Source organism: bacterium (genome assembly GCA_036504735.1).
GTDB lineage: Bacteria > Electryoneota > RPQS01 > RPQS01 > RPQS01 > DASXUQ01.
In genome coordinates this window covers 319,660-333,484 of sequence record DASXUQ010000019.1, presented here as the reverse complement: position 1 = coordinate 333,484, position 13,825 = coordinate 319,660, and the positions used below count along the sequence as shown (strand labels likewise).

The following is a 13,825-nucleotide window of genomic DNA, read 5'->3' as shown; positions in this document are numbered from 1 at the left end:
CGGCATCTCCAGTTCAAGTTCGTCACGGCGGGGAAGCCAAGGGCTCCGAGACTTGGTGCCGCTTATTGTGTGCACCGCACACGCAAAAACACCGTCTGGCCTTGCTTGACGTCCACCGGCGGGAAATCGTGGCGCTTCAGCGTGCCACCGGTGCCGTCCTCAAACAGCGCCCGCAGCGTATGCAGGCCCGGCGGGAGTTCGAAATCCGCCACATAGATCCGGTCGGGCAGCGTCTCCCAAGAACGGGTGTCGGCGGCTTCGGAAATCACTCCCGCCGCGTTGACCACCGCGCCTAAAATCGAGCCCAGAGTTTCATTGTTCTTGCCGCCAATCTTTTCCGCGCCTTCCTTGGCCGCGTACTTGATCAGGGCGCGGATAATCGCCCGCACGGCAATCGCGCCGTAGCGGTCCTTCAGATCCTGCTCCAGCACCGCACCGACATTTTCCATCAGTTCGGCGTGATACTCGCGGTCCTGAGCATCGCGCACGACAATGCCATTTACCCGCGAGCCTTGATAGTATTGCGGATACACCGGCATGGCTACCCGCAGCAGATACTTCAGCTTCGTGCGGTCGTACTCATAGTCGTTGCCGCGCCGGTAGACGTCATAGGCATATCGCTCCCGTGCCGCATCATCCGCCCATGAGGTCTGATCATTGGTGAAGATCGGAAACACAAGGTTGGTTTCCTGAATCGGCGGTGCCAGCCCCGTCTCGCAGATCATGACCACTCGACCATAATCGCGGTGCCGAATCGCCGCCGTATCGGGGCACTCCTTCCGCAACTCTTCAACGGTCTCGGAAAGTCCGCTCTGCTGCGCCGCCTGCATGCCCAAAGGGCAGAGAAAAGACGGCGACGGCACTCCATAGTAATTCTTGTACAGTTCGCGCGACCGCTTGTACGAGATCCACGCGTCGTTGATCTGCCCGAACCCTTGATACAAGGATCCGTTGAACCACTGCAAATAGGCGTCATCGCGGTAGGTGTGCTTGCCGTCGCGGGAGAGCACTTCGAGGTAGGCCGCAATCCGCCGCCCTTCCACCGCTGCGTCGGCGAAATTCCCCGCGGCGATGTAACCCAGCGCGCGGTAGTAGTGCAGCATGGCCTTGTCGAAGTCCGTCCCCTGATAGGCACGCACCCGGTCCGAGACCGCAATGCCCGCCGCTTCGCGTGACAGACTTTTGGTCTGCCGCTCTTCGGCCAGACGGTCGGCATCTTCGAAGGTCTTCTGCGCTGTGGCATAGTCTCCCGCCTCAAAGGCCAGCAGCCCGAGGTTCAGAAGTTGTTCCACGTCTGTTGTTTGTCCGACCGACTTCTGATAGGCCGTGTAGGCCTTCTGGTAGTCGGATGCCGACAAATCCGTGCGCACGCGCTCCATCAGCATCGTCCGCGGCCCCGCACACCCCGCAAGCAAGAGCCAGAAAAGCAGAAAGCAGAAAACCGAAAGCTCTCCCATCCTGACCTTCCCCCACAGCGTGGAGGAAGGGACGCGAGCCTTCCCGTTTCCTATTTCATCCTTCATCCTTCCGCCTTCATCCTTGGATTACGGTTTGTACGGCTTGCGCGCGATGAACTTCTTAATCTTCTTCTGTCCCATCCACACCTTTTGATTGGTCTGGATGTCGGTCAGATTCAGATCGATCTGATAGAATGCGACCTTCTCCTTGCCTTCCTCGTCGGTGATCTTGTTGATCTTGCCCATCAGCATGTAGTCCGCGCCCAGTTCCTGGCCGAATTGCTTCATCGTCTCAGGAGACGCGTTGGCCTGCTGATCCTGCCGCTCTTCGCGCACGCCTTCGCGCTCGGTCTTGGCCGAGACCACATTTACCGTGCTTGAATTGACAAAGGCGCGCTCAATATCGCCCACAAAGGTCCCGGTGGCAATATGCTCATCGGTAAGATTCTGGATGGCGCCTACAATCACCGTGGGATTCTTGCTTTTGCCCTTCAGAAAGTTGGACAACCACGGGCGGTTTTGGCCGTTCTCGCTCAAGGCGTCACTGATCATTTCGTTGGAGACCAGCCGGCTATCGGTATCATTCCAGTTGCCCGACAGGTCCACTGTCTCACTGCTATCTATGCGCGACACCGTCTTTTTGCTGGAGCAGCCGCTGACTGCCAGCAGGGCCGCCAGCAGAATCACCATCGCAAGTTTCATCCGGTACATTATCGAACTCCTTGAAAAGAAATAAGTTATGATGAATCCGGGTCTGCTTCCCGTCCTGCGGAAAGCCCACTAAGATAAAGCGATTTCAGCAATTCTGCAACCGCTCTTCTGCCCGGCAAAACCGACCCTTTCCAAAGACAGACGGGCAACCCTCACGAGCCGCCCGTCTCACACGTTTCAGCATTTCAGGTTTTCAGCGTTTTCCTACGGTGTCCATCCCACCACCCGGAAGGTCCAGCGGTGGGGGGCGGGAGCGCTGAGCAGGCTGCTGGCATCATAGGTCAGACCTTCGACCGTTGCCAACTCAACTTCGGCATTGTTGCCTTGTCTGCCGAAGACCTTATAGGTGGGAAATCCCGGCACGCAGTTCCAGCGCAGCAGCAACTGGCTTTCGGTGAAATAGACTACCACTACCGGCGACGTGATATTCTCGCACTCGTCGGGAATTCCGTTGCTGTTGCAGTCGGTGCTGGTGCCGTTCAGAATATCGCAGCCGTCGGGATGGCCGTTGTTGTTGCAGTCGTTGGTGCCCAAGAACACCGTGCCGGGCGACCCCACATGCTGGGAGTTGCCTCCGTTGGCCGTAATATGCGTGACCGGCAGTGTGCGCGAACAGGTATAGAGGGCGATTCGCCCGCCGCCCCCGCCACCGCCGCCCACATTGCCGTTGCCGCCGCTTGCGGTGATGTAGCCGTTGCCGACAATCGCCGGGGCGCGCACCCAGAGGCTGCCGCCGGCCCCGCCTCCGCCGTTAGCGCCGCTCTCGCCGCCGAGTACGGTCAGGGAATCATTCAAGAAGAGTGTATCTGTGACCGTGAGCAGCAAAGCTCCCCCACCCCGTGCCCCGTTCGTGCCGCCGCCGCCGCTGCCCATCAATACCGGCAGTGGCTGCGAATCATTAGTGCCGCCACCCACTGCGCCGCCGGTTCCGGTTCCGCCAATTCCCCCGTGACCGCCTCCACCGCCGAACGCGCCGAGGGTCGCACCGGCGCCGGGTCCGGTCCCCGCAGCGTAGCCGCGTCCCAACGCGGAAAAGATCCCGAGGCTATCGATTCTGAGTTGTCCATTCACCGTAAACTGCACCGGGTGTCCGGCTGCAATCCACAATTGCCCTGTTCCGGTTACGCGGACATTGCCGGTGATCGACCATGCCGTGTCCGCACAGTCGGCAATGCCGCCGGATGTGACGGTGATGTTGCAGTGCGGAGGGTTAATCAGACCGGAGACCGCACCGTTATGGGTGCAGTTGGAAATGGCCAGTTCACCGACACTCTGCGAGGCTGCTTTGGTGTACAACATTCCCGCGCCGCCATAGCGCAGTCCCCATCCGCCGCAGGCGGAGAGGGTTCCGGTGAACAGATTCGACGTGTAGTAGAAAGCCAGACAGCCCCCGCCGCCGCCACCGCCGTTCGCCCCTCCCTGGCCGCCTTGTGCCGTGACACTCCCAAGGCCTGTCAGCGTGCCGACTTCCAGATACAAGCTTCCTCCGGCTCCAGCTCCGGAGAGGTTGGTTCCTATAGCGCCATTGGCCGAAAGCACACCGTTGACGCGCAGGGTATCGTCCACCACAATGTGCAGTGCACCGCCGCCCGCTCCGCCATACGTTCCGCCACCACCGCTGCCGAACTCCTGCGGTGCGGTGATGGTCGGATATGTTACTCCGCCTGTCGCGGTGCCTGCTGAACCTCCTGCCCCGCCCGCCCCGCCGTAGCCTCCGCCTCCGCCGTATCCACTCACGGTCGATCCCGCACCCGGTCCGCTGCCGGTTCCATAGCCGCAACCCGCGGCGGAAAACGTCGCGTTGCTGTCAATGGTCATCGTGCCGTGTACGGTTAACTGAGCCCGTTGCCCAGCCTGTGCCCACACCTGTCCGGTTGCGGCAACACGGAAGTATCCATCTACGGTCATCGCCGAATCGCGCAGCACGACCGAGCCGTGACTGTTGATCAGCACATTGCAGGGTGGAAGGTCCCCGAGGGGCGTCACTCCGGTATTCAGAAGTGTGCAGTTGAAGAGTAGAAGATCACCCAGCGGTTGAGTGAAATTCCGGGTGAAAATGGTTCCGCCACCGCCGTATTGATACCCCGAACCGCCACAGGCGGAAATCGTACCCGTGAAGGTCCGGGCACTGTAATACAGGGCGATTCTTCCGCCGCCCCCGCCCCCGCCGCTGCTTTGGGCGACGCCTCCCGTGGCGGAAATCTGTCCCGCGCCCGCCAAGCATCCGGCCGTCGCATAAATACTGCCGCCACCGCCCGCGCCGGCAGTATTCGAGCAGTTGCCGCCGTTGGCCCACAACGCGCCTGCGACGGTCAGGGTGTCACCGACGATTAGGCGAATAACGCCACCGCCGAAGCCGCCGTTCGCGCCGCCGCCGCTTCCCATTTGCAACGGTGTTCCCACCGAGCCGTATGCCACGCCGCCTGTATCGACCATGGTGCTGGTGCCGCCGGTTCCCGCATGGCCGCCCCCACTTCCATAAGCGCCGGATGCATGTCCCGCGCCCGGACCCGTCCTCGGCCCGTAGCCCCGCCCCACCGCATTAATCTGTCCGGTCGCATCCACCAGCATGTTGTGGGTGATGGATAGATACACGCCGGCAGAATCTCCGGCGGCATGAGTAACCAGACCGCCGTTGATAATCCGCAGACTTCGAAAAGAATGCAGGCAGCCCACGGTCACGGCACACCCGTTCACGGTCACATCGTATCCTTCATAGGTCGTGTTGCCGCATCCAATGGTTGTGCTCGCTGTAAAGGTGATCGAGTCGGCAAACACCGGAGACAACCACAGGATAGCGCAGAAAATTACAGACAGAACTTTCATAATTACCGCCGGGAAGATTTACATACTCCATCGTCTCTTATCCAAAGATAGTGTACGATTGCGTCATAACAATGTCAAGTTCCACAGGGTATCTATTGAGCAAAAGAAAACCCGGTTTCTCACCGGGTTATGCACACCACACGACATCTATCGCTCAACATGATTCATATTCGGATGCACTAAGAATAGCTCGCCGATGGCGCAGTATTCGTCTCCAAGGCTTGATACAGGAAGAGGAGCACACTGTTCTCCCGGAACCAACCCTCCGCCGACAGCGCAAAATGTTCTGCACTCCACACGCGCAGCGCTTCCGGCAATTCTTCCGCGCGTGCCCATAACCGACGCGCCAGCGGTTCACCCAAATGTTCGATGGCCGCCGCCCATAGAATCCCGTCACTGCGCCGCAGAGCCAGAGAGATCCACTCTTCAAGATGCTCCTGGACCGTCAGCATCTGCTGTCCGCCTACGGGCAGACGATTTGCCTCAATCTCCGCGAAATAGGCATGCAGGTCGGGCCTGTTGAAAAACCGCAGGCGCTTTCCGTCGAAGGAATGCGCCGATGGCCCCAATCCCAGATAGGGTTTCTGCTCCCAATAGGCCGAGTTATGCGCCGCACGGTATCCGGGCCTGGCAAAATTGGATACTTCATAGTGCTCATAGCCCCGCTGTGTGAAGAACACATGCGTGGCCAGATACAAGTCCGCTTCAACATCTTCGGAAAGAGGCACCAGCTTGCCGCTTGCCCGCCAGCGGTCAAAGGGCGTGCCTTCATGAAACTCCAGATTGTACAGCGACACATGCTCCGGCGCCAGTGCGAAAGCCTGCTCCAGATCCGTCCGCCATTCATCCAGTGTTTCGCCCGGCAGACCGAAGATCAGGTCCAAAGACAAGTTATTGAAGCCTGCTGCACGGGCCAATTTCACTGCTTTTTCGGTTTCATCTGCCGTGTGGTCACGATAGAGCAGGGCCAATTTCCGCGGCGAGAAGGATTGCGCGCCCAGAGACAACCGGTTTACGCCCGCCTGGCGCCATCCTGCCAGCATCTCTGCGGTCAGCGTCCCGGGATTTGCTTCCAAAGTAATTTCCGCGCTGTCTTGAATTCCCCACAACTCGCGCGCTTGCATAATCAGCGCTCCAATTTCTTCCGGAGGATGCAAGGAAGGTGTGCCTCCGCCGAAATAAACTGTTAGGGCAGGGCCGGTCAGAATGTCATACTGCGTTCTCGCCAATACTGCTTCTGTAAGTAGTGCCTGGATAAAGCGTTGGCGCTCCCCGCTGCGGGGCACTTGTTTATAGAAGTCGCAATATGGACACTTGCGTCTACAATAGGGCAAATGAAAATACAAATGTAATGGCATCTGGTTTGCTCAAACCTTATCCGGATACTCTCTAATCTCACAACCTCAGAACCAAGCACAGTTTTTGGCTGGAATTACAACGGGCATATAGGCAAAGTCCGGTCGCTCCGGCACGTCGGTGCGGCAAGCTTTACCTTTTCTGAATGGATCTTAATGAGCGCTGACGCTCCGCAAAACCACTTTGCTGACAATGGACCGGACGCCCTCCAGCCCGAGTCGGGAAAGCTCTCTGCCGACCGGAGAGGCCCCGGTGCGGCTCGTGGTCTTGCGGACTTCGTCGAATCTTTCCTCGGTGGCTCGCGTCTGCGCCGTGGTGGTCTGCCTACCAAGGCTGCCACTGCCGAACAGGAAGAGCCGCCCGAACTGCTTGAACTGCTGCTGGAAGGCCCCGATGCGGTGATCATTCTGCATCGGGAGCAAGGCGAGATCATTGAGGCAAACCATCGCTTCGCCGAATGGGTAGGCCTTGAAAGGAATACCCTGGCCGGGCGGCACTTCCTCAACCTTTTCCCCGAACCTGAACGCAAGGCGGCGCGCACACTGTTTGAAGATGCCGGCGCCGGTGGCGTACACGTGATTGAAGTCCCCTCTGCCATCAAAGATGTCCGTCCGCGGCTTGTGGAGTTCACCGCTGCCGTTTCCAAGGCGGGGCACGGCGCATTTGCCGTGGTTGTCGGACGGGACGTGGGAGAACGCGCGGCCACCGAGCGCTATCTGCGCGCCGAACGCGACCGTCTTGGACTCTTCATCCGCGCCATGCGGGATATGCTGATTCTGCTCTCGCCTGCGGGAGACATCCTCTATGCCAATGCGGCTGCGGAGCAGGTCTTCGAGCCCTATGAACTCCCGGTCATCTGTCACCGCTGGCTGAACCAATTCGCCAGATTCGACAACTCCGATCTGCAAGGATTGGCGTCTGCCTATGAAGGCCGCACCCTCGAACTGGATGGCTCCGACGGCAGTGTGTTTCTGGTCACCCGAAGCTTCCTGTTTGAGTCCGGCCAGAAGGCGATGGTCATGCTCATGGCCAAGGACATCACCGATCAGCGGGTCGTCGAGAAACAGAATCACCAGCTCGAAATCGAACTGATTCGCGAGAGCAAACTGGCCGAATTCGGCACGCTCTCCGCGGGCATCGCGCACAACCTGAATGGCCCGCTCACCGGCATTCTCGGCTTCTGTGATCTGATTGAATTGACCAAGCCCGGCCAGCAGGAGATCGCGCAGATTCGGAGCCAGGCCATTGCCATGCGCGACATTGTGGCCAACCTGCTGCACAAGTCGCGCAGTGAACGGGAAAGCCAGCCGCAGGATCTGCTGATCGAAGACATCATTCGCACCGAGTTGCGGTTCCTCGACGCCAACCTATTCTTCAAGCATGATGTCAAGAAGATCATCGAACTCGATCCCGACTCGCCCACCCTTTACGGCGTGTACATCGACTTCTCGCAGGTAATCGGCAATCTGCTGCGCAACGCCATCGACGCCATGTTCAAGAGTGAACAGCGGGTGCTCGCGGTGCGGACGCAGTCGACGGAGACTCATGTCATCGTCACGATCTCCGACACCGGCTGCGGCATGAGTGAAGACGTCCGGCAGAAGCTCTTTCAGCCGTTCTTCACCACCAAGCCCAAGAGTCAGGATGCCAAACCCGGCGAGCCTACCGGCACGGGGCTTGGTTTATCTTCCAGCCGCAGCATTCTGGCGCGTTACGGCGCCGAAATCGGCGTCACCTCCGCTCCCGGCGAAGGCTCCACCTTTACCGTCATCTTCCCCCGTCACCGCAAGCCCGCCCTATAATTCTTAACGGCTCTTTCCGTCTTCGGAACTCCGCGCTTGCCTCCCGAGTGAGAGCATAGCATCAATCAACCAATCAGTAACTGTTTTGGTTTCTTTGTGTTATGGCGTTTAGATGTTGTGAGGACAAGTATGGCAACGTTCAAGGGAGTCATGGAGAGCAAGGTCTTCCGCATTACCGCCGTGGTGGTGGTTGCGCTGGCCGTCCTCGTGCTGATTTTTGGCCTTGCTGCGGGCTGTAGCAGCAATAGCGGGAACAATAACAATCCGATAGGGAATCCGGGCGGTCCAGGCGCCAATGAGGTCTGGATGCAGAACACGCAGTTCAATCCGTCGAGCAAAACGGTCAGCGTGGGCACGATGATTACCTGGACCAATAAGGACGGGATTCCGCATACGGTGACCAGCGGTGCGCCGGGCAGTCCCAACGGCACCTTCGACAGTGGCAACATGGCCGGCGGAGCCACATTCACCCACACCTTCAGTCAGGCGGGGACATTCCCTTACTACTGCCGCATTCACGGAGTGGCCATGACCGGAAGCATTACCGTGCAGTAAGCTAAGTCGGCTCGCCGGGTGCTGGGGACAAAATACCACCGCCGCGTTTCCCGTTCAAGTTGATTCTCACGTTTGCCCGCCGGATTCGTTCCCGCGCGAGCATCAAAAGGCATGGCCCACTGGCTGTGCCTTTTGTATTTGGGCCGCGCCGAGGGAATTGATTGGAAAATTAGATCATCAATGGAAACTTTTCTCTTTACGACACTGTTCTAAATAGGGACGGGCAGGCTGACCCTCCGCAAGACAGATCGCCGTGTATTCAGGACAAAGAAGTCAAGAATATATATCTCGATAGGGTACAAGAGTATAGGGAGTCCATTCGTGAGAAAACTTACTGGTTTGACTATCGGACTGCTGATCGTTCTGAGCAGCGTCGCGCAGGCTACCGTCTGGAATGTGGATGTCAGCAATTTTGTCTTTACCCCGGCTACGCTGACCATTGTCCACGGGGATACGGTACACTGGCACTGCTCCAGCGGGTTTCACAGTGTCCACCACAATGCCACTCCCGCGCTGTTCGGAAACACCGCGGCAACGGCCCCGTGGGACTACAGTTTTGTCTTCAGCAGCATCGGGGACTCCACCTTCCATTACCTTTGTCAGGTGCATCCGACGGTCATGCAGGGCACGATCACGGTAACGGCGCTGCCCACCATCACCATTGCCAGCCCCAACGGAAACGAGCACTGGGATGTGGGGAGCAGCAATGACATCATTTGGAACTCCACTAATCTGGCTTCGACCGTCACCATTGCTCTGAACCGCGACTATCCGTCCGGCACGTGGGACACGCTGTTCACCCATCTTCCGAATCCGCCCTATTACGGGTGGACGGTCACCGGACCCGGAGGCAACCACTGCCGTATGCGCGTGTCCAGCGACTCGCCGCCCTTTGTCAGTGATATTTCCGACGCCGATTTCCGGATTGTCCTGGGAACCATTACCATTACCGCGCCGGTTGGGGGAGAAGACTGGCCGATTGGCGGACAGCAGTACATCACGTGGCAGTCGGCCAATATTCAGCATGAACTCAATCTCGATATCAACCGCGATTACCCCAATGGCCCGTGGGAGAGGATCTACACCTTCTTTCCCAATCTGGAACAGATCGGCTGGGTTGCGACCGGTCCGGCCAGTACCCATTGCCGCTTCCGGGTCTCCAGTTGGTTTGTGCCCGAGGTCAACGGCATTTCTCCTGCCGACTTCACGGTCAGCACGCCCACCATTACGGTCACCACGCCCAATGGGGGAGAGAACTGGCTGTTAGGATCGCCTCAGACCATCACCTGGACCTCGGAGCATCTGGCCGGAACGCAGGTTGTTATTGAACTGAACAACAACTATCCGGCGGGGCCCTGGGTGCAGATCAGCGGGCTTGTGCCGGATACAGGTTCCTTTGCCTGGACCGCCGCCGGCACCGCGAGCACTCATTGCCGCGTGGGCATCTGGTCCTATCAGACGTCGGTCCGTGATGAGTCCGATGCCGATTTTACGATGCGTGATCTGGATTCGCCGCAGGGATTGACGGTGATCTCGCAGGGAGATGATCTGCTGCTGGCCTGGCAGCCCGTCGCCGGAGCGGACAGCTATGAGGTCTTCCGTTCCGCCAATCCTTCGCAGACCGTGTTTACTGATCTTGCCGGCACCACCGCTGCCACCACCTTCACCGACCCCGGCTACGCCGCCGCGCACCCCAAGACCTTCTACCAAGTCCGCGCCGTCCACGCCGCATCACCCCCGCTGTCTCCGGCGCGATAGCTGCTGCCCTATTCTACGTATGAAAACGGCGAGCCCCGCAAGGCCCGCCGTTTTTGCTTTCTACTCTTTGCTTTCAGCTTTACTTGATGAGCACCATCTTCTTGGCGTCGGTAAAGTTTCCGGCCTTCAGTTGATAGATGTACATGCCCGCCGCCACGTCCTTGCCGTCCCACATCGCGGTGTACGATCCTGCCGGACGCGTCTCGCTGACCAGCGTGGTCACCAGCTGACCGAGCGTATTGAACACCTTCAACTCAACCCGCGCCGCCTCGGGAAGATCAAACCGGATTTCCGTCACGGGGTTGAAGGGATTCGGGTAGTTCTGGTAGAGAGTATAATCGGTTGGGATGTCGGAGACGTGCGGGCTACTGTGCAGGCCCAGCAACGATTCCATCGCGCGATTGACCATGCTCAAACCCTGCTCGCGGGACGTCACGGTCAGGCGGGGTGGGAGCGAGCCTTGAACGGCATCCAATCCGCTGCCGGTGCCTTCTCCGGCCAGCAACTGCACGTGGGCAATGTCCATCACCGTTAACAGCGAGTCCTCGGGGTCGAGCCCCCGGTTCAGCAGCGCCGCGTGGCCCTGAATCGCTTGCGCGTATTCGGTCCGGTCTGTCAGGAAGCAGAGCCGGGTCCGTTCCAGCATCACGGAGTCTCTTAGCGAGGTTGCCCCCGCGAGAATCGCATCGGTCAAATTCGCCGTCTGCGTTTCGGTCATGCTCTGCGTCTTCCGGTCCATCATCAACGCACGCGCTGCGGCTCGGGCACGGGCGGAAAACTCGGCGGACTCATCTGCGGCAATCGACAGATACGCGCTTTGCGCTTCGGTCCACGCTTCCGTCTGCTCCAAATACAATGCCGAATCCAGCGCCACCTCCTCATCAAGCGGGCTTCCCTGCGGGCAGAGACCGGGATCGGTTAAGCGATAACTATTGAAGTTCCAGAAGCGGGGATCGTTGGGTTCGAAATTGCTCGTCTGCGGAACGATACCACCCCAATAGGTGACCTTGGCGCTATACTGTGTGCCGCTGACATAGCTATCCCAAGCGATGAACTTTGTGCCGTTCGCGGTCTCAAGCTGCTCCAGCCGGTTCAACCGCCCGTCGATCACCGGACGCCCGCCAATGCCTGTGAAGCGAATCAGGAAAGCCGTCTTGTCCACGATCGAGTTGTTTACCGCCGTCGGAAGCGGAAGATCGCCGAACACCGGAGCCGCCGAACTGATGCACCACACGGAAGCGCTGGGATAACCGGACGGACCGATATGGTCAATGGTGCTGCAGCGGAAGAGCATTCCCGTGGTCGGGCCGCTGAACGCCAGCCCATAGTTGGCCGCTGTTCCGTTGAAGAAACCGCGCGTGCACGTTCCGGTCGTGTTGACGATGTAGCCGGTGCGATAGCCCGAATTTCTGACCGTCAGATCGGTGGCCGTCACATTCGTGTTCAGGAAATACAGCCCGGCGTGACTGGCGAGGTTCGGCACGTCCTGCACGATCACCCGCTCCACCACATGGTTGCGGGTGGAACTGCCCCAGATGCGCAGACCGGTTATGCCGCCGATAATCCGGCTGTCCCGCAGTTCCAGTGGCGTCGCCAGCCCCGCCGCGTTCTCGGAAAAGAACGGAACTGTGGCTCCCTTGATCACCGCGTAAGCCACATGGGCCTCCCCGCCGTTCACATGAATCCCCTGCCAGGGCTGCGCCGGATTTGCCGCTTCAAAGCGCACCGTATCCGTGGTGGTGCCCAGGACGCTCAATTTGCCCTGCACCTCGATAGAGGCGTTTGGTCCAAATGTCAGCCGGGCACCAGGTTGCAACGTCAAGGTAATGCCCGCCGGGACGACCAAGCCGCCTTCAATGTAATAGGGGCTGTTGACGTCATAGATGTGTTTGCGCACCGTCAAACTCGTCTGAAGAGTCTTTACCCCCGGTGCGCGCAACAGAGCCTTGAAGGCGTTGACGCGGCCATAGCCCACGGTATCATTCCGAACGGCTTGCAGCGTGTCTCCGTAAACACGGTCCGCAGACTGTTGGATTATCTCCTTTATCTCCACTGCGGTGAGGGTGGAGTCGTAAGATTTCAACAGGCCTGCAATACCGGCAACGGCAGGTGTTGCCATCGAGGTCCCGTCTTTGTACCACACCGCCTCGTCCGGGAAGACCCCGCACATTAGGGTGTCTGAATCTCCAAACACGGGCGGGATTGGCCTGTCGGATACGATATCCATGCAATCATCAGGGCTAAAGGCATCGCCCAAGCCGCCCGCTGGTGCGGCGACTGTGACACTCGAGCCGCAAACTGAAGTCCACCGCGAGGTATCACCGTCCACTGACACCTTTAATGACCTCCACCGCCGGTCATTTAGGTTCGTCCCCGCAATGGCCATGACGTGAGGCAATGTATTCGAGAGCCTTGCAGGATACTTGCATTCCGTCATGTGAAGCGTGTTATCGTTTCCAGAAGGAAAGACGAATATAGCACCATGGTTGCTTATGCTGTCAATAACCAGCGTGCAATTTGGTATGTCAGTGGATACTCGCCCGTAGCTCATACTGATAATCGGACTATGAAAGGCAGTATCGGCATGCCACATACCGTCAATGTAGTTCTGGAAAGACGCGAGCCCGTTGCCCCAATAGGTAATCTTCTCTATGACGCCAGTACACTGTGGACAGACCCCCACGACGCCGTAGTTGTTTTCCTCAGCCAGCGCAATCCCGGCAACATGGGTTCCGTGGCCGTAGCGGTCATCGTATGATCGATCTCCTCCAAGGCTATCAATACTGATTCGCCCAAGCAAAATGCGAGTAGAGTCGGCGAGGTCCGGGTGGGTCAGTCGGTGTGTCGCGTCGTTGTAAGGGACACCGCTGTCAAGTATCGCGATCCTCGTTGCCCGTGATCCCTTGGTAATCGTGAAGGCCTCTTCCATCATCATGTCCGCGCCTGGCGTACCTGGGCCACCGGGGACGCCGTATTGCCCCGTGTTCTTGAAGCTCCACTGCCACGGCCAGCATGAGTCCGCTGTTTGCGGGTAGAAGATGAGGTCAGGATCGCAGTGATTGGTGTTTGGATTGGCTTCGAAGTCCGCACAAATTGGCACTACCGCGAGCGACTCCGGAAAGCTCAGGTAATACATGCGCAGGCCCGGATGCTGGCCGGACACTGTAACCGAGTACTTGGCGCACAAGTTGCTCAAGCCTGCGAAGCCGCTGTCGCTCTTGACAGTCAGAACCGCGTGTCCCTTAACCATTTCTGCATTTTCGCCCTTCCACATCTCGGTGCCAATCGGTTGGCCGAGTCCGGCGACCACAGTTACAAAGAGCAAATCAGCCGCACACGTGCATAGCCTGAGACATCTTA

At 58.7% G+C, this 13,825-nt stretch carries 8 protein-coding genes; 3 read left to right on the top strand and 5 right to left on the bottom strand.

The window, feature by feature from the left end; translation table 11 throughout:
- Window positions 1-62: 62 nt before the first annotated feature.
- The 4 genes from VGL38_15845 to hemW all read right to left on the bottom strand — a co-directional run bounded on the left by VGL38_15845 (window position 63) and on the right by hemW (window position 6,352).
- Complete coding sequence (locus VGL38_15845) at window positions 63-1,523, bottom strand: hypothetical protein (protein ID HEY3296905.1); 1,461 nt, start codon at window positions 1,521-1,523, stop codon at window positions 63-65.
- A 21-nt stretch (window positions 1,524-1,544) separates the two neighbouring features.
- The gene (locus tag VGL38_15840; GenBank protein ID HEY3296904.1) at window positions 1,545-2,168 is read right to left on the bottom strand and encodes a penicillin-binding protein activator LpoB; all 624 of its coding nucleotides are present in this window, start codon (window positions 2,166-2,168) and stop codon (window positions 1,545-1,547) included.
- A gap of 204 nt (window positions 2,169-2,372) precedes the next feature.
- Window positions 2,373-4,994 (bottom strand): hypothetical protein, encoded by a 2,622-nt coding sequence (locus VGL38_15835; protein ID HEY3296903.1) that lies wholly within the window; start codon window positions 4,992-4,994, stop codon window positions 2,373-2,375.
- Window positions 4,995-5,173: 179 nt separating this feature from the next.
- Entirely contained in the window at window positions 5,174-6,352 is a 1,179-nt protein-coding gene (gene hemW / locus VGL38_15830) for a radical SAM family heme chaperone HemW (protein HEY3296902.1), read from the bottom strand.
- 153 nt (window positions 6,353-6,505) lie between these two features.
- Here hemW and VGL38_15825 point away from each other — a divergent pair, with 153 nt between their 5' ends.
- The 3 genes from VGL38_15825 (at window position 6,506) to VGL38_15815 (ending at window position 10,465) form a co-directional block, all read left to right on the top strand.
- Window positions 6,506-8,152, top strand: a complete 1,647-nt coding sequence (locus VGL38_15825) for an ATP-binding protein (GenBank protein HEY3296901.1) — start codon at window positions 6,506-6,508, stop codon at window positions 8,150-8,152.
- Window positions 8,153-8,281: 129 nt separating this feature from the next.
- Window positions 8,282-8,707, top strand: a complete 426-nt coding sequence (locus VGL38_15820) for a plastocyanin/azurin family copper-binding protein (GenBank protein ID HEY3296900.1) — start codon at window positions 8,282-8,284, stop codon at window positions 8,705-8,707.
- Between the two features lie 321 nt (window positions 8,708-9,028).
- On the top strand, window positions 9,029-10,465 hold the full coding sequence (locus tag VGL38_15815) for a hypothetical protein (GenBank protein HEY3296899.1): 1,437 nt from the start codon (window positions 9,029-9,031) through the stop codon (window positions 10,463-10,465).
- A gap of 79 nt (window positions 10,466-10,544) precedes the next feature.
- Here VGL38_15815 and VGL38_15810 read toward each other — a convergent pair whose 3' ends face one another.
- Complete coding sequence (locus tag VGL38_15810; protein HEY3296898.1) at window positions 10,545-13,790, bottom strand: S8 family serine peptidase; 3,246 nt, start codon at window positions 13,788-13,790, stop codon at window positions 10,545-10,547.
- Between the last annotated feature and the right edge of the window lie 35 nt (window positions 13,791-13,825).

What these genes read in the sequence shown, in the direction of transcription:
- VGL38_15845 (HEY3296905.1), bottom strand. Translation starts at nt 1,523, where the DNA reads ATGAAGGATGAAATAGGAAACGGGAAGGCTCGCGTCCCTTCCTCCACG.
- VGL38_15840 (HEY3296904.1), bottom strand. Translation starts at nt 2,168, where the DNA reads ATGTACCGGATGAAACTTGCGATGGTGATTCTGCTGGCGGCCCTGCTG.
- VGL38_15835 (HEY3296903.1), bottom strand. Translation starts at nt 4,994, where the DNA reads ATGAAAGTTCTGTCTGTAATTTTCTGCGCTATCCTGTGGTTGTCTCCG.
- hemW (HEY3296902.1), bottom strand. Translation starts at nt 6,352, where the DNA reads ATGCCATTACATTTGTATTTTCATTTGCCCTATTGTAGACGCAAGTGT.
- VGL38_15825 (HEY3296901.1), top strand. Translation starts at nt 6,506, where the DNA reads ATGAGCGCTGACGCTCCGCAAAACCACTTTGCTGACAATGGACCGGAC.
- VGL38_15820 (HEY3296900.1), top strand. Translation starts at nt 8,282, where the DNA reads ATGGCAACGTTCAAGGGAGTCATGGAGAGCAAGGTCTTCCGCATTACC.